Raw genomic sequence first — 20281 nt, forward strand, 5'->3', positions numbered from 1 at the left:
TTCCCTTAGTTTTTAGATTTGTACCATTAAAAAATGTTCCCCAGCATGCATTTTTTGATGTAAAAATTTGATACCTTTAAAGATAAACCAAATAAACTTTCTATGGAACAATTTATTATCTATTTACCCGCAGCTCTAGCCGTACTGGGTTTACTCTTTATGATGAGCAAAGCCAGTTGGGTTGGTAAGCAAGATGCTGGAGAAAGCAGGATGCAGTTTATTTCCAAAAGTATTCAAGAAGGCGCCATGGCCTTCCTGAAAGCGGAATATCGTATTCTGTTGGTGTTTGTGGTTATTGCTTCTATTGCGCTGTTTGTGGTATCGACTTTAGTGGAAACCACCCACTGGATTATTGTGGTCGCCTTTATTTTTGGGGCCTTCTTTTCGGCATTGGCCGGAAATATAGGCATGCGCATTGCCACCAAGGCGAATGTGCGCACCACGCAAGCTGCCCGCAGCAGCCTGCCGCAAGCCTTAAAAGTATCCTTCTCCGGTGGAACCGTAATGGGTCTGGGCGTTGCAGGATTGGCGGTGTTAGGCCTAAGCATTTTCTTTTTATTGTTCCTTAAAATGTTTGTCACCCAAACCGGATCGTTCTATGCAGAGATGACCCTGGTATTGGAAGCCTTAGCAGGGTTCTCCCTGGGGGCTGAATCTATTGCCTTATTTGCCCGTGTTGGCGGTGGTATTTATACCAAAGCCGCGGATGTGGGTGCCGATTTAGTGGGGAAAGTGGAAGCCGGTATTCCGGAAGATGACCCTCGAAATCCAGCCACCATTGCCGATAACGTAGGTGATAATGTGGGCGACGTAGCAGGCATGGGCGCCGACTTATTCGGCTCGTATGTAGCCACCGTGTTGGCCTCGATGGTGTTGGGAAATTACATCATCAAAGACATGGCCGAAGCAACCGGTGGAACCTATACAGATGCCTTCAATGGCATGGGCCCCATCCTCTTACCGATTGTTATTGCCGGGGTGGGAATTTTAGCCTCTATTATCGGAACTTTCTTCGTAAAAGTGACGAATAACGATGCGAAAGAAGCCCAAGTGCAAAAAGCATTAAACATAGGAAACTGGGTTTCTATTCTGTTAACCGTTGTGGCCTGTTTCTTCTTAATACAATACATGTTGCCGGAAATTATTCATATGAAATTCTTCGGTGAAGGGATTAAAGAGATTTCCAGGATGAATATCTTTTACTCTACCATTGTAGGCTTGGCCGTGGGTGGTTTGATTTCATCGTTTACTGAATACTATACGGGCTTAGGTAAAAAGCCGGTTTTGAATATTGTACAGAATTCCTCTACCGGTGCTGCCACCAATATTATTGCGGGATTGGCAACGGGTATGAAATCTACCTTCTCTTCGGTGTTGTTGTTCGCCTTCGCCATCTGGGGATCCTATTCCTTAGCAGGCTTCTACGGAGTGGCCATTGCCGCCTCGGCCATGATGGCAACAACGGCTATGCAATTAGCGATTGATGCGTTCGGACCTATTGCCGATAATGCCGGAGGTATTGCTGAAATGAGCGAATTGCCAAAAGAAGTAAGACAGCGTACCGATGTGTTAGACTCGGTAGGGAATACAACCGCCGCGGTTGGTAAAGGATTTGCCATCGCTTCGGCGGCCTTGACTGCCCTGGCCTTATTTGCGGCCTATGTAACTTTTACAGGCATTGATGGTATTAATATCTTTAAAGCCGATGTATTAGCAGCCTTGTTTATCGGTGGTATGATTCCGGTGGTATTCTCGGCATTGGCCATGCAATCTGTAGGAAAGGCAGCCATGGATATGGTGAACGAAGTAAGACGTCAGTTCCGTGAGATTCCAGGGATTCTGGAAGGAACCGGGCAACCGGAGTACGGGAAATGTGTGGATATCTCGACCAAAGCAGCCTTACGTGAAATGATGCTGCCAGGTGCTATTACCATCATTACGCCAATTTTGGTGGGCTTTATTATGGGGCCTGAGGCTCTTGGTGCCTATATGGCTGGTGTTGCGGTGTCTGGCGTACTATGGGCTATTTTCCAAAATAATGCCGGTGGTGCTTGGGATAATGCGAAGAAATCGTTTGAAGCTGGTGTTATGATTAATGGCGAGATGACTTTCAAAGGATCGGATGCGCATAAAGCTGCCGTAACTGGGGATACCGTTGGGGATCCGTTCAAAGATACTTCCGGGCCTTCTATGAATATCCTGATTAAATTGACCTGTTTGGTAGGCCTGGTGATTGCACCGATATTAGGTGGCCATCATTTAGCCGAACAGGCAAAGAAACAAAAAGTAGAAACTAAGGAAAAGGTAATCGTATTGAATACCGATCCTTCCCTCAAGAAATAAGCAATAAAAAACCCGGTGGAAACACCGGGTTTTTTATTATTCTACAATTTCAAGCTGCACATTTATTCTATTATTTCGAGTTTCACATTGCTTGCTCGGGAATTTACCGTTGGATCGTACATACATTCCACTTGGCTAATTCCGGAGTTAAACAGTCCGATGTTGTTGGCTGTAACCTCGTATTCTAAGGTTCGCTTACCTTTCGGTAAGAAATCGAAGAAGTAATTGGTTGAAGCGTCTTTCAGCGTGAAATAATAACCCATATACCATTTGTAGCCTGAAGGCTGATAGATCGGTTCTACGCCGGATGGGCGACTATCTTTAACATGCACATATTGCAAAGGCTTGTCGTTGATTAAAGTAATTCTCACCTTAATACGTTCGCCAAGTTTTGCTTGTTTTGCTACTACCCACTTGCCTTGGCGCTCGACTAGGTATTCCTTACTGATGCGTAGTTCATGCACGGAACCTTGTACCTGTTCTACAGGAAGGAAGTACTGATGGTAGAGCCTGCCATAAATCCGGCGATCATTCTCATTCTTAACCTTCAAGGTTTTATTGCTGGCCAGTTCTTCTGCGCTGAACTGCTTGGAAACTTGGCCTAAGAATGCCTCATTCAACTGTATTGCTTGCTGATCTACCAAAACCTGCACACTGTTGCTGAGTACAAAGTCTTGTGGATTATTTGCTAATAAGAGCGCATAGATGGCATCGACCGTCATCCAAGTGCTGCGCCAGTAATTTGCTTCTTTCTTATAGTATAACCATTGGGTGATTTCCATCAATTTGGATGGGTCTACCAATTTGTAAGCCTCAACCAGGTAGCTTTGTAAACTGATGCTGTTGTATTGGCGATCGTTGGAAGGCCAGTATGTTCCGCGGTCTTTATCGAAGATAGCTTCCTGCTGGATACGGTTTTTAAGCTCCTGAGACTCTTTTCCGGCGCCAAACAGTTGGTTTACCACCCAGGCGCGTGCGGCGTTTCCTGCCGGGCTATTTGCCGTAATTAATGGTGCTTGCGCAATTTTCGCTTTCAGCTTTTGTGCTTGTTCCGCAGATAGTGGCGTTAAGCCGTTCCAGTAATGGCGCGCATACAAGTAGTTTAAGGCGGTTTCGCTGGAAGCTTTAGGTTTGAAAATAACCGTATCGGCATCTAAGTAAGTCAGCAAGCGTTGCATACGTTGCTGCATGCCTGCATTGACTAAGCTTTTATCCAACCGTAAGACTTTACCTGTTACTTCCAAAATGCGAACGGAGATATCTGTGTTTGCTTTTCCGCCTTGGAACCAAGGGAATGCACCATTCTCCAGTTGGCTTTGGAACAGTTTAGATTCCAGGTCGCGGAGTTGGCTTTGCAGATTGCTGTTGAATAGGTCGGCTAAGGCTTGCAGCTTTTTCTCATCGCCTTGAACATCACGCAACCAAGGCATCTCTTGTAAGGTTAAGCTCGCAAGGCTGCTGTTAGCTTCCAATCGGCCTTGGGTATCGCGGGCTTTGATTTCTTTGAAATAGGTGGCAATTGCTGGATAATGCTTGCTGATGTATTCTACCATTTTTATTCCAAACCATTTACTGCTGGTCTGTTCGGTGCATTCATACGGGTAGTTATTCAAGTAATCCAGGGCTGAAATAATCTCTAAAATTGGATTACTCTGCAATTGGATTTTTGCTTGTAGATTCTCTTTGCCTTGTCCGGAAAGGGTATAATCTTTCGTTTCTTTTCCATTGAGGATGATCTTTTCCGTATCGGTGATCAATACCTTATTAGGTAAAATAGCTAACTCCAAGATTTCACCATCAGAAAAGGCCTGTGAAGCAGCGACCATTTTAACCTGAATGATTGGGTAACCCGCAGGAATTTTGACCTTCCAGTTCAGGATTTGATTGTTCTCTGCGCTTACCTGAAACGCTTGATCGGCCGGATCAACCAAGAACAGCTCAGAAATAACCTGATTGTTTACAGGGTTGATGAATTCTAAACGGGCGGAACCTTGTTGTGGATCCTTGCTCAGGTTTTGCACCTGTGCTTTTAGGGTAATTTCATCGCCTTCCCGGAAGTAGCGCGGCAAGTTCGGACGCAGCATGAGCTCTTTTTGAGTAAGGCTATAGAAACTGGCGGTACCTGCATGCAAATCTTTTTGATGCGCAAAGAGCATGAGCTTCCACTGGGTGAGCGCTTCAGGGCTGTCGAATTCGAAAGACACCTGGCCATCCTGATCGCTGTAAAGGGTCGGGAAGAAAAAGGCCGTTTCCTGGAGATTGCTACGAGCTTGGACCTGACTGAGGTCGGGAGCCTTTTTAGGCTGCGTATCCAGTTTGTCTTGAGCAACTGTTTCTTCAGTTACATTCCTATTAAACGATGCGTCCGCTGATATACCATTCACCACGACCTCATCTAAGGTGAGGCCAGCCGTTTTTCCCGCCAAGCCCTGGGGAGACATTTCATGGAATTCCACTTGCGAATCTGAGCGCTGCATAACAGCTCCTCGCAGTTGTAAGTGCGGTGAACCCCAGAAATTATAATTATTTAGACCTGGTAAATAACCACCCATATAATCTAATTGCGGTTGAAGGCCGAATTGTTGGTAAGAATTGACCTGCTGTTGAAACTGCGATAGCAGGTTATAAAAATGAACGGTTTGAAAGCGATGCGCAAGTTCAAAGCTATCATCGTAGTATAATTCCTGGAATTTATTTAGGGAAGCATCGTACATGCTGGCTAACACCTCTGCCGACTGATCTTTGGATTTCGATAGGATGTTAAAGCTCCATTTCTCTTTTTGTCCAGGGGTTATTTTATCCCGGAAAGTGCTGGTCTTAATCGTTATTTTCTTGTCCTCCCGGCTCAGTGGTACTTGGAATGCTTGGTATTCTGCCTGGTTATTGACCATCATGAAGACCGTCCAATCTATGGCAGGATAAGTATCGTCGAGTGTTATTTTACTGCTATAGGAGGCTTTTCCATCTTTTAACGGCAGGTAAGCAACTATTTCTTTTTTATTGTTTTTTACCCGTAATAAGTAGGCTCCCTTAGCCTCCGGAACATCGGATTGAATATTCACCGTGAATGCCTCGCCTATGGTATATTTTTCCTTATCCAAGGATACATTGAGAAACGTTTGCTTATTATATTTCTTCGTAGCTACATCAAAAACATGCGTAATGGCCTGCGCCTTGATACTGTCTTTTCCTTGGATGCTTTCTGCTTCAATGCTGTAGCTTCCTGGCGTAAATAGATTACTATCAATTTTTACCAAACTCGTGTCTTTGCTGTCAAAGGAATAGGTAGCGATTAGGATCTTTTTAGGGTCCTTTTGTTGCTTTTTATCGTAGGCTGTGGGGAAGTACTTTTCGTATTCCGACGGACTCAGTAAGTGATATTCCGCTTGGGTGAAGTAATTTCTAGCTTCATTGGAAATAGCCTTGTCGCCAGTATCCAATCTATAAATATGTACAGTTCCCTGCATCGGTAATTTTTCGCCATTCGGATTGCTGGTATGCACCTGGATTTCCTTCCATTTGCCAGATCCAATGAGGGGAGGCGATTGGATATAGAGATTCCAAGGTTTGCTGCGGAAGCTGTAGTAGGCTGAGGAGCTTTGCATCTCGCCAGTTTGATTAATCACATCGGCTTGGATGTTAATCTGGAAATCTTCTAACTTTTGAAGTGCAGTGTCCGATAATGGGATGCGAATTTCGAATTGTCCCTTCGGACCGCTTAGCAGACTGCTGTCTATTAAGGTGAAGTTTTTATATTGCCGACCATAGCTGCTGATCTTCACGCTGTATTTAACCGTGGCATTGATTAAAGGTGCGCCGGAAAGCATCATCGCTTTCCCCTTGAAGATGGCGGTGTCCTCATGCTTATAGGTTGCCGTGTTTCGCTCGAATTCAACTTTAAACGTTGGCCGCTTATATTCCTCGACCATAATGGAACTGCTTGAAATTCGTTCCTTGTTTATAAAAACCTGTAAAAACGCACGTCCATTTAAAATTTCTGTAGGGATGTTAAATTGTCCATGACCTGAACCGTATGCATTACTCTTTAATTCCACCGAATCTATTTGTTGGCCATTGGCACCAAAAAGCTTCAAGGTAAATTTTTGCTCGGGAAGAACTTTTCCCTTTTTGGGATCGTTGTTATAGAGGATTACCTTATAGTGTAGCGTTTGACCAGGCCGGTAAATGGCGCGATCGGTCAGAATCATCGCATTTGTTCCCGCTTCATCTTCATCCATGTTTCGGTAATACGATTCGCCTAATTCATCTAATTCAAGGAGTTGCTTTTCCTCTGGAATATAGACACTATAATCGGCTAAAGCATTCCATATTTTCGGCGTATTAGCGGTAAACAGGGCTAGGCCATTTTTGTCGGATCGAATGGAAGCTATTTTTTCAGGCTTCTCGTTAGTAATACTGTAGAGGTCCAGTTTTTTATTGGCATAAGGCAAGCCTGTTTTTCGGTTTAACAACAGGAAACTCTGCTGTTGTTTTTTGTCTTCTTCAGCGCTGTTGTCAAATGGGGTCATGTAAACATCAGAGATAGCGATATTGGATTCAGAAACCCTGTTGAAAAGACCATCGTCTTTGAATTCTTTGTTGTTGGAGAATAGGATCACATAACTGCCATAGGGCAATGGATTCAGTTTGTAAATCGTTTGATGACGTTTGTAATCGCTGAATGGCTTAAGTTTTAGGTTTTCCTCATAGGATAAGTCCGCATTTACGGATACTAATTGACTGATGGAGTCGCGTTGGACTTTCCCTTCCTTATAGGATTTTAATCCATTTGGTGTTTTATAGACCCGGATATAGAGCTGCTCCATATTTTTATGGTCAACATGAATGGGGGTATAGCTTTCGGCCGGTTCAATGTTTTTATGGCGAATGTGTAAGTCCGGTCTTTTAATTTCATTTTCCAGATTAATTACATTATTGAGCCATTTGCTTTTCGGATAAGCATCACGAGCTAGGCTAGTAATGCGTAAAGCATCTACTAATTTATCTTCTTGCTGATAGCGGATAGCTATTTCATAATACAAATAAGCATTATAATCACTTTTGTTTTCTGCAATGATTTTTTCATAGGCCAGTTCGAATGCTTTTGTACTTAGTTCATTTCTGTTTATTTTTTCTGCCAATAAGTAGGATAGGGCATCTGCATATTTACCTTGCTTGGAGACCGCAATGAGGTCGTCTAATAAGGTGGTTCGTAGCTTTTTATTAGCTGGGGAGCTGCTTAAGAATTCCAGGTATTGACTCGCCACATAATGATAAAGGGTCGGGGTTAGCGACATGTTTTCCTTTTGCACAAAGAGGGTATCCCAAGTCGCGATCTTTTGTTTTAATAAGGCGGGTTTCGCGGTTAAGGATTTCTGGTATAGGGAGTCTATCCATTCTCGGCGTTTATCCTGGGACAGTTTCAAAAAGCTATTTTTGCTGTCGCTTAAATGTATGTATATATTCGCCTCCAAAAACTGTGCGTAGAAATTGGTTAACAGACTTTGGAGAACCGGATCTTTGCTTTGATGGAGATAGTTGTGAAAATGATTTTGGCCGAGCTCAAATCGACCTTCTTCCGTTTGATTCACCCGAAGGATCGTAGACTCGGCAAGAAAGACCCGCATAAATAAAGGATTATCCTTTTGCCGAATAGCATAGGCTTTAATGTCGGTTAATAAGGGCCGCGTTTGTTCATAATTCCCAATGGAAATTAAGCGGTCTACTTCTTTCCATTTTTCCATAATGTCTTTGCTAGTAGTTGTCTGCCCGTAAATAAATAAGGGGAACAACAAGATTAGAAGTGAATAGACTTTTCGCATAAATGATGTATTCATGTAAAACAGTTATGAGTGTTTTCCAGATGGATGCAAGATAATGGGTAATTCCATAAGGCGAATAAAAAATAATTGGTGATAATAGGAATATACGACAAAAAGAGGATTATTGTTTCAAATCCTCTTGAATTTACTTTATTAAATACTAATTATAAATGGAATTCATTGACTTTATTTCCCTACAAATGCTTCTCAAAAGCTCGCTTATTCGAACTATTGAACTGCTGCAGGTTCTCCGCGGCCAGCATAGTTGAAAACCAATGCATCAGCTGCACTAAACTAAGCTGTTTAATCTGGTCATTGTTTATTAAGAAAAAATGAATATGCTCAGGGAGGATGGCAAACTCATCAACGGGGCAGATAGGACCCTTCTCCGGAAACTTCAAAAGCCAGGCTTTCACCCGTTCGCCATGGGCAGATAGATAGAGTTTATCTTGGATAATTTCACCGAGTAAAAACAATTGATGTTGGATACAAATCGTAATGAACGCATATCCTGCCGAGGTGCAATCATGACCTACTAAAGGAATGTTTTTTCGTATATGCTTGCTAACTCTCATGTAGTTAATATAAGAGCTTAATGAAATATACAAGTTAAGAAATGGTTATTTAATTAATAAGAGAACAGTCTTGTTACTCCATCTTCCGGACGATTGCTAAGAGCGCAGTAATCCCCGGATTTCGGTTCTCCTGATTCCATAATAGGGATAGGGTAGTCCGTTGGGGAATATGGCTTAACTCGAGGAAATCTACATGCGTATGGTAGCCTTTTTTGAGGGAGGAGGGCACAATGGCTACTCCTAAACCTTGTGCCACCAAATTGAAGATACTTAAGGCATTCACAGTTTTTAATGCTACATGGGGCTGAAAGCCATGGTCCTTAAAAATACTCATCACCAAGTCGTAGTAGGAGCTGCTGTATTCCTTTGAAAACAAAATAAAGGATTCCTCCTGAAAGTCGAGTAAATTCACCTTTTTGGTTTTAGCGAGTGGATGGTTCTTGGGTAACACCAGCGCAAAATGATCGGTTAGAATCGGAATAGATTGCAGTCCTGGCGGCGTATCTTTGATGCGAACAAAACCAAAGTCTAGTTCATTTTTCGCGAGTTTATCCAATTGCACTTCATTAGATAGCTCATTGAGGGTAATGTCAATGAGGGGTTGCTGTTGCTTTAAGTTTACCAATAACTGCGGTAGAATAGCCTGTACAGCAGAGCCTATAAAACCTAGCTTTAGGGATGCTAACTTGCCTTCGGCAATTTTTTCCACCTGATCCTTCATCTTTCCCAATTGATTAAAAAGATGATCCACTTCCTTTTTAAGGTAGATGCCAGCAGGGGTTAATTCCACTTTTTTCTTATCCCGAATAAAGAGCGGAGCTTGATAATATTCCTCCAACTGTTTGATCTGACGAGAGAGGCCGGGTTGAGCAATAAATAGACGCTCAGCGGCTCTTCGAAAGTGTAATTCCTCAGCAACAGTCTTAAAATATAACAGATGTCTAAGTTCTATTTGATAATTCATGGTTATCAATTGATGATAGTTTTGATATTATTAATTATCAAATATAGCGGGTAAATTTGAAAGACACAGTAAATTAATATGAATACATTCAAATACGGAGAAGATTTTCTGAACAGTTCTATCGCAGTTTCTATTGCCCATGGAGAAACCAAAGCTGTTCTTAGCGATACAGTGATTGCTAAAATCAACCAAAGTGCACAATATGTACAAGAAATTGTCGATGCAGGGAAAGTAGTCTATGGTATTAACACCGGTTTCGGACCGTTATGTACGACATTAATCGATGCGAATGATACCCGAAAGTTACAAGAGAATATCCTGAAAAGCCATGCCGTTGGTGTTGGCGAGCCGATTGCGAAGGAATTGAGTAAGCTTATGCTCATCCTGAAGGTGCAAGCCTTGGCCAAAGGATACTCCGGTGTGCAGTTGAGTACCATCGAACGCATTATCTGGCATATCGAGGAAGATATTATCCCCGTTGTTCCAAAGCAAGGGTCTGTAGGAGCATCTGGCGATTTAGCGCCATTATCCCATTTGTTTCTGCCTTTAATAGGCTTGGGCAAAGTATGGCATCAAGGAGAAATTAAAGACACAGCTACGGTGTTGGCCAGCTATAACCTAGAATCGGTGCACCTAGGCGCTAAAGAAGGGTTAGCCCTAATCAATGGGACGCAATTTATGGCAGCCCATGGGGTGAAGGCGGTTGTCGAGATGAGCCGCTTGCTCAATACTGCCGATTTAATTGCTACCCTTATGATTGAAGGGTTAAATGGTTCCATCAAACCTTTCTACGCAGAATTGCATGCCTTAAGACCCTATAAAGGCAATGTATTTGTGGCTTCCAGCATTTACAACCTCCTAAATGGTTCGGAAATCTTGGAGTCGCATAAAAACTGTTCTCGCGTACAAGACCCGTATTCCTTACGTTGTATTCCGCAGGTACATGGCGCTTCCCGCAATGCCTGGTTACACTTTAAGGAAATCATAGAAACGGAGATTAATGCGGTAACCGATAATCCGATTATCATCAATAATGAGCTCACTATCAGTGGCGGATCTTTCCATGGCCAGCCGATTGCTTTGCCTTTAGATTATGCTACCTTGGCGGTTTCAGAATTGGGGAATATCTCCGACCGTCGTGTTTACTTATCGCTGGAAGGTGAAACCAATGGAGTTCCTAAATTGTTAATGAAAGCAACAGGCTTAAACTCTGGTTTTATGATTCTGCAATACAGTACAGCAGCATTAGCCAGCGAAAATAAAGGCCTATGCTTCCCGGCCAGTGCCGACAGTATTCCGACCTCTTTAGGACAGGAAGATCATGTGAGTATGGGCTCTATTTCAGGAAGAAAGTTATTGCAAGTATTGGATAACGTCGATAAGATTTTGAGTATCGAGTTATTGTGTGCTGCACAAGCAAAAGATTACCATCAACCCCTGCAATCAACGCCAATCGTGGAAGCTATCCATCAGCATATTCGCAGTCAGATTCCGCATATTGAGGAAGACCAGCCGATGACGGATATCCTGGATAAATCCTTAGCGATGGTGAAGTCCGGCGAATTGTTACAAGTTGCCAAAGACACTGCAATAGCAAAGCAGGTTGAATATTTAGGCGAGGGTGCTACTTATTTTGAAAACTTCTAATATGGAAAAAAAAGGTGTTTTAATTGGTCCCTTTACCCAATTGCTGCCTATGAGCGGTTTATCCTTAAAAGGGGCCTTAAAGGATTCAGAACTAACCATCATAACCAAGGCCGGCATCTGGATAGAAGCCGGAATGGTAAAAGAAGTAGGTGATTTTGATGCCCTACAGCAAAAGTTGGAAGGCCAGGTGGAAGTACAACTGCTGGAAGGGGATTTCGTAGCCCTGCCAGGTTATATCGACTGCCATACCCATATTGCTTTCGGTGGAAACCGGGCCAATGACTTTGCCATGCGCAATGCCGGTAGTTCCTACCTGGAGATTGCAGAAGCTGGCGGTGGTATTTGGAGCACCGTTAAACATACCAGAGCTTGCTCGCAAACCGAATTGCAAGCCTTGACGGAACAACGTGCCGAGCAGCTTTTACAGCAAGGTATTACCACCATTGAAGTTAAAAGTGGCTATGGCCTGCAGCTCGATGAAGAATTAAAAACCTTGCGTGCGATTGCTGCTGCCGATCAACACTGTGCTGCCGATCTAATCAGCACCTGTTTAGCAGCTCATATGTTGCCGAAAGATTACGCCGGTACCGCAGAAGCCTACTTGGAAGAAATGGCCAATACGCTATTTCCTCAGCTGATTTCCGAGAACTTAAGTACACGGGTGGATGCCTTTGTGGAGCGCAGTGCTTTTTCTGCGGAACAAGCAAAACCCTACTTCGAAAAGGCTAAGGCTTTAGGACTTGATATTACGGTGCATGCCGATCAATTCAGCACTTCAGGCTCCAAGTTGGCCGTAGAGCTGGGTGCCGTATCTGCCGATCACCTGGAAGCCTCAACCGAAGAGGAAATCCTAGGCTTAGCCCAATCCGATGTTGTAGCTGTTGCATTGCCCGCCGCCTCCCTAGGAATCGGTTGTGCCTTTACACCAGCCCGTCGTTTACTCGATGCCGGCGCATCGCTAGCGATAGCCACCGACTGGAATCCAGGATCAGCACCAATGGGACAATTGATCAACTCGGCGAGTATCTTGGCCAGCATGGAGAAACTGACGAATGCCGAACTATTTGCCGGTATTACCTTCCGCGCTGCCCAAGCCTTAAACTTGTCAGATCGAGGCTGTTTAGCTCCCGGAATGTTAGCCGATTTTGTTATTTACCACACCGATAATTACCAAAATATCACTTACCTGCAAGGTAGCCTGCAGCCTGCTGCGGTTTGGAAAAACGGGAAAAAAGTGTATCACCAAAAATAAACCAAATGAACGTATTGACTTTTAAAGAAGCTATCGCTTTAGGCATTCCCAAGGAATTGCCTGAGGCGCCAATATATGATACTACGGTAAGCCATGCGCCAAAACGGAAAGCCATTTTAACCCTTGCCGAAGAGAAGCTTGCGATTCGCAATGCCCTTCGTTATTTCCCTAAGGCCTGGCATCCCACCTTGGCGAAGGAGTTTTTAGAAGAACTGCGAAGCTATGGCCGCATCTATATGTATCGCTTTCGTCCAAAATATACCATGTATGCTCGTCCAATTGAAGAGTATCCAGCGCAATGTCAACAGGCAGCAGCCATTATGCTGATGATCCAAAACAACCTGGATCCTGCTGTTGCACAGCATCCCCAGGAATTGATCACCTACGGCGGCAATGGCGCTGTATTCCAAAACTGGGCGCAATACCTGCTAACGATGCAATACCTGTCGCAAATGACCGAAGAGCAAACCTTGCATATGTATTCCGGACATCCAATGGGCTTGTTCCCATCCTCCCCGAAAGCACCACGCGTGGTGGTAACTAATGGGATGATGATTCCTAATTACTCCAAACCAGATGATTGGGAGCGATTCAATGCGCTTGGAGTAACCCAATATGGGCAAATGACTGCCGGTTCCTATATGTATATCGGGCCACAAGGCATTGTCCATGGCACAACAATTACCGTTATGAATGCCTTTCGCAAGCATCTACCTGCAGGTGAAAGCATCCAAGGCAAAGTATTCCTCACCTCCGGATTAGGAGGCATGAGCGGTGCGCAGCCCAAAGCCGGTAATATTGCAGGCTGTATAACCGTTTGTGCAGAGGTAAATCCTGCCGCAGCGCGTAAAAGACATGAACAGGGCTGGGTGGATGAATTGATTGAAGATATGCCAGGTTTGATACAACGGGTAAAAGAAGCCATAGCACAGAAAGAGTGCCTTTCTATTGCCTATTTAGGTAATATCGTTGATGTTTGGGAGCAGTTCTACGAGGCTGAGGTGCCTATTACTGTAGGTTCCGATCAAACATCGCTGCATAATCCATGGTCAGGAGGATATTATCCGGTAGATGTTAGCTTTGAACAGGCCAATGATTATATCGCCAACCAACCCGAGCTCTTTAAGCAAAAGGTGCAGGAATCCTTGGTTCGCCATGCAGCAGCCATCAACAAGCATGTTTCCCGCGGTACTTATTTCTTCGATTATGGCAATGCCTTCCTGTTGGAATGCTCACGTGCCAATGCCGGTGTCATGAATGCGGATGGAACAGGTTTCCGGTATCCATCGTATGTACAGGATATCCTGGGGCCTATGTGCTTCGACTATGGCTTCGGCCCATTCCGTTGGGTGTGTACTTCGGGCAAGGAGTCTGATCTCCAAATAACCGATAACCTGGCACAACAGGTATTGGAAGAATTGAAAAAAGAAGCATCTGCGGAAATATCCCAGCAAATGGATGATAACATCAAATGGATTAAGGATGCGAAGCAAAATAAACTGGTCGTAGGCTCACAAGCCCGAATCCTTTATGCCGATGCCTTGGGTAGAACCAAGATCGCCTTAGCATTTAACGATGCGGTTCGCGATGGCAGGCTTTCAGCACCTGTGGTGCTCGGCCGCGACCATCATGACGTCAGTGGAACCGATTCGCCCTACCGCGAAACCAGCAATATTTACGATGGCAGCCGCTTTACTGCTGATATGGCCATACATAATGTCATTGGCGATAGCTTTAGAGGTGCCACTTGGGTATCCATCCATAATGGTGGTGGTGTAGGCTGGGGTGAAGTGATCAATGGTGGCTTCGGTATGTTATTGGAAGGAACAGCAGAAAGTGAACAGAAGCTCCGGGAAATGCTTTTCTTCGATGTGAATAACGGTATTGCCCGCCGCGCCTGGGCCCGGAATAAAGAGGCACAAAGCGCTTTGGAAACGGAACTGGCTAGAACGCCAAACTTCAAAGTAACAGCAGCACAAGCCGTGGATGATCAGCTTATCCAAGATTTATTTGCTTAATTTGACTATGGAAATCGATCAAGCATTATATCAGCCGGGAAAGCAGGAACATTGGCAAGGTAGGGTAGATGGCACCGCAAGGGAAACCCTGCGTTGGCATCAGCTCATCCAGCCTGTTGATTTGCAAAGTCCAGTAGATTTAAACGGAGCCTATGTATTGCTGGGCTTTTGCTGCGATGCTGGGGTGCAGCGCAATCAAGGCCGAGTTGGCGCCAAGGCGGGGCCAGCAGCTTTTCGCAGCATCCTAGCTGGTTTGCCGGTGCATTTTCCCGAACATACCCGATTGCTCGACGCCGGTGATGTGTCTTGCCAGGACGATGATTTAGAGGCTGCCCAAGCCAGCTTGGCAGCGGCCGTAAGTCGCATCATTAGCCAAGGTGGATTCCCTGTGCTGCTCGGTGGCGGTCATGAGATTACCTATCCACATTACTGTGGCTTGCAAAAGGCCAGCCAGCAACGTGTGGGGATTATCAATATCGACGCACATCTCGACATCCGGCCCTTGAAGGATGGACGAGGAAACTCAGGTACAGGATTTTTCCAGATTGCAGCCGACTGCGAGTCGCGGCAACAGCCCTTTGATTACCTAGCTATCGGTATTCAAAAAATATCCAATACCAAAGCTTTGTTCGATTATGCTGCCGAGAAAGGCGTTGAAATCATCGAAGCCGATGCATTATACATGGAAAATATGGGGCGCTTGATCGATCAGGTCATCGCCTTCGCAAAGAAAGTAGATATCGTATACCTTACGGTAGACCTGGATGCTTTTGCGGCAGCCTATGCGCCCGGGGTTTCGGCCTTAGCCTTTCAGGGCATACAGCCCGATAAGGCCTTCCAGCTCTTGTTTGACACTATTATTCGCTTGCCGAACCTAAGGTCAGTCGATATCGCGGAATTGAATCCACACTACGATATCGACCATCGAACCACGAAGTTAGGGGCCGATCTCCTGTTTCGTTTGTTGGCCAACTAAATACTTTTCGTAAATTAGTATACAATTCACATCACTAATTAGCAAGGAACAGCATGTCAAATATTGATTTCATTCGGGAAGAAACGGCCGCAAACATAGGTAATTTCATGGTCGGCAGGTTACTGCCATTTCGCCAAAAAAGATCCATAGGGCCCTTTGTATTTATCGATCATATGGGTCCAGCTTGTTTGGCCGACCATGAGAACCTCGATGTAGGGCCACATCCCCATATCGGATTATCAACCCTGACTTACCTTTTTGAAGGATCTATTTTCCATCGAGATAGTATTGGCTCGGCAATGGAAATAAAACCTGGCGCCGTCAATTGGATGACTGCCGGAAAAGGCGTGGTGCATTCCGAGCGGACACCAGAGTACCTGCGGCAGCAGGACAAGTTTTTACATGGCCTGCAAATCTGGGTCGCCTTGCCGAAACACCTGGAATTCCAAGAACCTGAATTTCATCATGTCGATGCGGAGGCTATACCTGCTTGGGAGGAAGGCCCCGTATCCTATAAATTAATCGCCGGAGAAGCCTTTGGAAAGAAATCACCGGTTCCGGTGCACTCCAAATTATATATGATAGAAATCAAGGCGAAGGAAGATGCTTTTATTGATATCCGCGGTGAGCTTTATGGCGAGAGTGGTTTATATATCCTGGAGGGTGAAATCGATAGCAACGGCTATAGTTATGGGCCGAAGCAGATCTTAATAACCCTAGATGCGCACCTTTGTTCCTTTGAGATGAAAGCCGGTACTACGGTTTATATCTTTGGCGGGGAGCCCTTTCCTGAAGAACGTTTTATCTATTGGAACTTTGTGGCAACCAGCAAAGACATTATTGAAGAAGCGAAACAGAAATGGATTAATCATGAATTTCCGAAAGTCCCCGATGATGATGGCTATGTGCCATTGCCGGGGACAGAAAAATAAGTGAAAAGGATCAGCCAAACGGTTGATCCTTTTTTTTATGCCTAAAAGCTGAAGATTAACAATATTTAACTTAAGAAATAAATTTTACCCTGCTATATTTACAATTATATCTTTTAGATTAAAAACACACTCATCAATGTTTCAAAAACGCTACGCGCTATTTATAATGCTCTTACCAGTGTGGCTGTTGTTATGTACGGCATGCAACCCAATATTGATGAAGCTGGCAGGAGTACAAGAAATCAACTCTTTTGACCCCCTCCGGTATGAGAAACACCTGCAGCAAATGTTGGATCGCTATGAGGGGCCGCAAGCTCACTTTGTCCTTCAAGATGTGGCTATCCCGCGATATGCCACCCTGTTCGATTCCATTTTACTTAACCATGCTTTTCAACCCTTACAGATGCTGTTTTTTGATAAGGGGAGACTAAGCTCTTATCAGGTAAATTGCATGGCGAAAAGTTCTATATTTTTCAATATAGAATGGAATTTTAACCAACGTTTTGATACGTATATGCCGCAAAGTGCCGTAGATATCCACCATGAAACCTGGAATTTGGAAAGCTTGCTTAACAAAGTTGAAATAAAGCAGGATACTAGTTTCTATGGTCATTCGGAGGTTGTTGTACTTTTCTGGAGCACAGCCTTCGCTAAAATCGCTAAAAATAGTCAAGCCTTTTTAGCCGATTATCTGCAGCGCCATACTGATGCAAGCCAAAGACCCTTGTTACTGTACCTAAATACGGATGCCTTCTTTGTTCAGGCCTATCAGCAAGAGGATGGGCGAGCTTGGATGAAAGCTAACCTGCGCCCTGAAGAATTAGCGAAATTCAATCGAAGGGCCACAAATCGAAACCCTTAATCTCTTTCCACCAAGCTATCCGGATCGGCTCCATATTCCGACCAGGAACCATCGAATACCGTAGGTGTATCAATGCCCAGTTCATAGGCACCTAAGGCTAATACAGACGCTGTAATGCCCGATCCACAACTAAACACATTAGTATATCCTTTTTCAATTTTATGCGCATATATCGGCGCTAATGCAGCTACATCTTTAAAGTAGATGCCATCCAAAACCTGATCAAAGGGAATATTACTGGACCCGGGAATATGTCCTGATTTTAAACCCGGCCTAGGCTCGGGGGCTGTTCCGGCAAAGCGACCTGCACTTCTTGCATCCACAATATGTACGTCTTCTTGGCCCAGTAGCATTTTTAAGTTTTCTAAATCAATAAACCAATTCGCTTGGGGCTCTGCCTTAAAATCGCCGATTGCGGAAGGACTTTCATAGGCACTTACCGTCGGTTTGCCAGCCTGTTCCCAAGCGGGTAACCCACCGTTTAAAATATAAACCTCCTCAAAACCCATATAGCGGAACATCCACCAGGCCCTTGGACTGGAGTATACCCCCCAGCGATCATACAGCAGAATCTGACTGTTTTGGTTGACACCTAATTTTTGAGCCTCAGCCTCAAAAACTGCTGCCGATGGCATGGTATGGGGCAAGCCAGATTGATGATCGGAGAAGACCCCTTCGATATCAAAAAAACGGGAATGGGGAAGGAGCTGCAAATTGCTGTTGTCCAACTTTTGACCTACTTTATCAATGCTGGCATCCAGTACAATAGTTTGCCGCTTGGCCATTAGGCTTTCGGCTTCAGAAACGGAAAGTAAAACCTTGCTCATAACGATTTGATGTTTATACGAATGTAGGCAATAAAAACAAAAAACCCCGATCCTAAGGACCGGGGTTTCGACTATTTTGAAAAATCTAATTATTTAGATTTTTTTTCATCGTCTTCCATTTGCTCTTTTAATTGAGCAAGAACGTCAAGATCACCTAATGTTGATTTTTCAACATTATCTTTCACTTTTCTTACTGCAGAAGATGCTGCTTTCGCTTCTTTCTTACGAGCGTTGAACTCTTCGATACGTGCTTCAGCTTTTTGATCTTCCCAAATACGAGAGTGAGAAATCACTAAACGTTTGTTTTCTTTGTTGAACTCGATGATTTTGAATTCAGCAACTTCGTCAACTTTCAATGCAGAACCGTCTTCTTTTACAGAGTGTTTGTTCGGGCAGAAGCCTTCAACACCGTATTGTAAAGCTACGATATCGCCTTTGTCACCAACTTTGATTACTGTTCCTTCGTGTACTGAACCTTCAGTGAAGATGGTTTCGAAAGTATCCCAAGGGTTTTCTTCTAATTGTTTGTGACCTAATGAAAGTTTGCGGTTTTCTTCGTCTAATTCTAATACCACAACATCTAAACGCTCACCAACTTTAGTGAATTCGTTCGGGTGGTTCACTTTCTTAGACCATGAAAGGTCAGAAATGTGGATTAATCCGTCGATACCGTCTTCTAATTCTACGAATACACCGAAGTTAGTCATGTTCTTAACAACCGCTGATTGTTTAGAACCTACTGGATAACGCTCAGTGATGTTCTGCCAAGGATCTGGAGTCAATTGTTTGATACCTAAGCTCATCTTACGATCGTCACGATCTAAAGTTAAGATAACAGCTTCGATTTCATCACCTACTTTTAAGAACTCTTGTGGAGAACGTAGGTTTTGAGACCATGACATCTCAGAAACGTGGATTAATCCTTCAACACCAGGGATGATTTCTAAGAAAGCACCGTAATCAGCAACTGTTACGATTTTACCTTTTACTTTAGAACCGATTTCTAATCCTTTGTCTAAAGATTCCCAAGGATGCTCTGATAATTGTTTTAAACCTAAAGCGATACGTTTTTTCTCGTCGTCGAAGTCTAAAACTACCACGTTGATCGTTTGATCTAATGATAATACTTCTTTTGGATGCTCGATACGGCCCCAAGAGATATCTGTAATGTGAAGTAAACCGTCAACACCACCTAAGTCGATGAACACACCGAAGTCAGTGATATTTTTAACTGTTCCTTCTAATACTTGACCTTTTTCTAATTTCGCAACGATTTCTGATTTTTGGTTTTCTAAATCATCCTCGATTAATACTTTGTGCGAAACAACGACGTTTTTGAACTCATGGTTGATTTTTACCACTTTGAATTCCATGGTTTTACCCACGTAAACGTCATAGTCACGAATAGGTTTGATGTCGATTTGAGATCCTGGTAAGAAAGCCTCAACACCTTTAATATCAACGATTAAACCACCTTTAGTGCGTGATTTAACAAAACCATCGATAATCGCATCGTTCTCCAATGCCGCATTGATTTCTTCCCAAGATTTTTGTGTTTTAGCACGTTTGCGTGATAATACTAATTGACCGTTTGCATCCTCTTGCGATTCTACAAATACGTCAACAGTGTCACCAACTTTTAAGTCAGGTAAGTCACGGAACTCAGATAATGCTACAAGACCGTCTGATTTAAAACCGATGTTCAAAACTACATCTTTGTTATTGATAGATACTACAATACCTTCAATAATTTCGCCTTGATTGATTTGGTTGAATGTGCCAGCATATTGCTCTTCTAATTTTGCACGCTCAGCTTCGCTGTAATTACCGAAAGCTTTCTCATCAAGATCCCAGTCGAAGTCCCCTTCCGGAGTACTCCAGGTGTTAGATTTAATCTCATCGATTAAATTTGAATCTGCTTCAGACTCAATCTTTTCAGTGTCTTTCACAACTTTTGTGTCAGCACCTTGTAGCTCTGCGTTTTTCGCCGCTAACTCTTTTTCTGCTTCTTGTTTTTTTGCCATTAATTAATTATCTCCTTTTCCCTACGATGTAGGGACTGC

The 20281-nt window shown here is 43.8% G+C and carries 12 protein-coding genes; 7 read left to right on the forward strand and 5 right to left on the reverse strand.

What is annotated here, in order from left to right; all coding sequences use genetic code 11:
* Window positions 1-102 precede the first annotated feature (102 nt).
* Window positions 103-2343, forward strand: a complete 2241-nt coding sequence (locus GQF63_RS04665) for a sodium-translocating pyrophosphatase (protein WP_160367954.1) — start codon at window positions 103-105, stop codon at window positions 2341-2343.
* Between the two features lie 62 nt (window positions 2344-2405).
* Here the strand turns inward: GQF63_RS04665 and GQF63_RS04670 are convergent, their stop codons facing one another.
* The 3 genes from GQF63_RS04670 to GQF63_RS04680 all read right to left on the reverse strand — a co-directional run bounded on the left by GQF63_RS04670 (window position 2406) and on the right by GQF63_RS04680 (window position 9704).
* Window positions 2406-8087: an alpha-2-macroglobulin family protein gene (locus tag GQF63_RS04670; RefSeq protein ID WP_160367955.1), complete on the reverse strand. Its 5682-nt coding sequence runs from the start codon at window positions 8085-8087 to the stop codon at window positions 2406-2408.
* Window positions 8088-8359: 272 nt separating this feature from the next.
* Window positions 8360-8740, reverse strand: a complete 381-nt coding sequence (locus tag GQF63_RS04675; protein ID WP_160367956.1) for a transposase — start codon at window positions 8738-8740, stop codon at window positions 8360-8362.
* Window positions 8741-8813: 73 nt separating this feature from the next.
* The gene (locus GQF63_RS04680; RefSeq protein ID WP_160367957.1) at window positions 8814-9704 is read right to left on the reverse strand and encodes a LysR family transcriptional regulator; all 891 of its coding nucleotides are present in this window, start codon (window positions 9702-9704) and stop codon (window positions 8814-8816) included.
* A 78-nt stretch (window positions 9705-9782) separates the two neighbouring features.
* Here GQF63_RS04680 and hutH point away from each other — a divergent pair, with 78 nt between their 5' ends.
* From hutH to GQF63_RS04710, 6 genes are all read left to right on the forward strand, one after another.
* Window positions 9783-11351, forward strand: coding sequence for a histidine ammonia-lyase (gene hutH, locus GQF63_RS04685; RefSeq protein ID WP_160367958.1), 1569 nt, complete (start codon window positions 9783-9785; stop codon window positions 11349-11351).
* Window position 11352: 1 nt separating this feature from the next.
* On the forward strand, window positions 11353-12603 hold the full coding sequence (hutI, locus tag GQF63_RS04690; RefSeq protein ID WP_212592468.1) for an imidazolonepropionase: 1251 nt from the start codon (window positions 11353-11355) through the stop codon (window positions 12601-12603).
* Window positions 12604-12608: 5 nt separating this feature from the next.
* Entirely contained in the window at window positions 12609-14621 is a 2013-nt protein-coding gene (locus tag GQF63_RS04695) for a urocanate hydratase (protein ID WP_246163312.1), read from the forward strand.
* A 7-nt stretch (window positions 14622-14628) separates the two neighbouring features.
* Complete coding sequence (hutG, locus tag GQF63_RS04700) at window positions 14629-15597, forward strand: formimidoylglutamase (RefSeq protein WP_160367959.1); 969 nt, start codon at window positions 14629-14631, stop codon at window positions 15595-15597.
* A gap of 53 nt (window positions 15598-15650) precedes the next feature.
* The gene (locus GQF63_RS04705; protein WP_160367960.1) at window positions 15651-16529 is read left to right on the forward strand and encodes a pirin family protein; all 879 of its coding nucleotides are present in this window, start codon (window positions 15651-15653) and stop codon (window positions 16527-16529) included.
* A gap of 217 nt (window positions 16530-16746) precedes the next feature.
* Complete coding sequence (locus GQF63_RS04710) at window positions 16747-17391, forward strand: hypothetical protein (RefSeq protein ID WP_160367961.1); 645 nt, start codon at window positions 16747-16749, stop codon at window positions 17389-17391.
* On the opposite strand, the gene GQF63_RS04715 is transcribed toward GQF63_RS04710, so the two are convergent.
* Both GQF63_RS04715 and rpsA read right to left on the reverse strand, forming a co-directional pair.
* Complete coding sequence (locus tag GQF63_RS04715; protein ID WP_160367962.1) at window positions 17388-18218, reverse strand: sulfurtransferase; 831 nt, start codon at window positions 18216-18218, stop codon at window positions 17388-17390. The genes GQF63_RS04710 and GQF63_RS04715 overlap by 4 nt on opposite strands.
* Before the next feature lie 89 nt (window positions 18219-18307).
* Window positions 18308-20242 carry a 30S ribosomal protein S1 gene (gene rpsA / locus GQF63_RS04720; protein ID WP_160367963.1) on the reverse strand — a complete coding sequence of 645 codons (1935 nt, stop codon included), beginning with the start codon at window positions 20240-20242 and terminating at the stop codon, window positions 18308-18310.
* Between the last annotated feature and the right edge of the window lie 39 nt (window positions 20243-20281).

It is taken from the genome of Sphingobacterium humi, from assembly GCF_009768885.1.
In the GTDB taxonomy this organism is placed as follows: domain Bacteria; phylum Bacteroidota; class Bacteroidia; order Sphingobacteriales; family Sphingobacteriaceae; genus Sphingobacterium; species Sphingobacterium humi.

Bases quoted from the DNA above. Each gene is read 5' to 3' on its own strand.
- rpsA (WP_160367963.1), bottom strand. From the start codon at position 20,242: ATGGCAAAAAAACAAGAAGCAGAAAAAGAGTTAGCGGCGAAAAACGCA.
- hutG (WP_160367959.1), top strand. From the start codon at position 14,629: ATGGAAATCGATCAAGCATTATATCAGCCGGGAAAGCAGGAACATTGG.
- hutH (WP_160367958.1), top strand. From the start codon at position 9,783: ATGAATACATTCAAATACGGAGAAGATTTTCTGAACAGTTCTATCGCA.
- hutI (WP_212592468.1), top strand. From the start codon at position 11,353: ATGGAAAAAAAAGGTGTTTTAATTGGTCCCTTTACCCAATTGCTGCCT.
- GQF63_RS04665 (WP_160367954.1), top strand. From the start codon at position 103: ATGGAACAATTTATTATCTATTTACCCGCAGCTCTAGCCGTACTGGGT.
- GQF63_RS04695 (WP_246163312.1), top strand. From the start codon at position 12,609: ATGAACGTATTGACTTTTAAAGAAGCTATCGCTTTAGGCATTCCCAAG.
- GQF63_RS04675 (WP_160367956.1), bottom strand. From the start codon at position 8,740: ATGAGAGTTAGCAAGCATATACGAAAAAACATTCCTTTAGTAGGTCAT.
- GQF63_RS04705 (WP_160367960.1), top strand. From the start codon at position 15,651: ATGTCAAATATTGATTTCATTCGGGAAGAAACGGCCGCAAACATAGGT.
- GQF63_RS04715 (WP_160367962.1), bottom strand. From the start codon at position 18,218: ATGAGCAAGGTTTTACTTTCCGTTTCTGAAGCCGAAAGCCTAATGGCC.
- GQF63_RS04710 (WP_160367961.1), top strand. From the start codon at position 16,747: ATGAAGCTGGCAGGAGTACAAGAAATCAACTCTTTTGACCCCCTCCGG.
- GQF63_RS04680 (WP_160367957.1), bottom strand. From the start codon at position 9,704: ATGAATTATCAAATAGAACTTAGACATCTGTTATATTTTAAGACTGTT.
- GQF63_RS04670 (WP_160367955.1), bottom strand. From the start codon at position 8,087: ATGGAAAAATGGAAAGAAGTAGACCGCTTAATTTCCATTGGGAATTAT.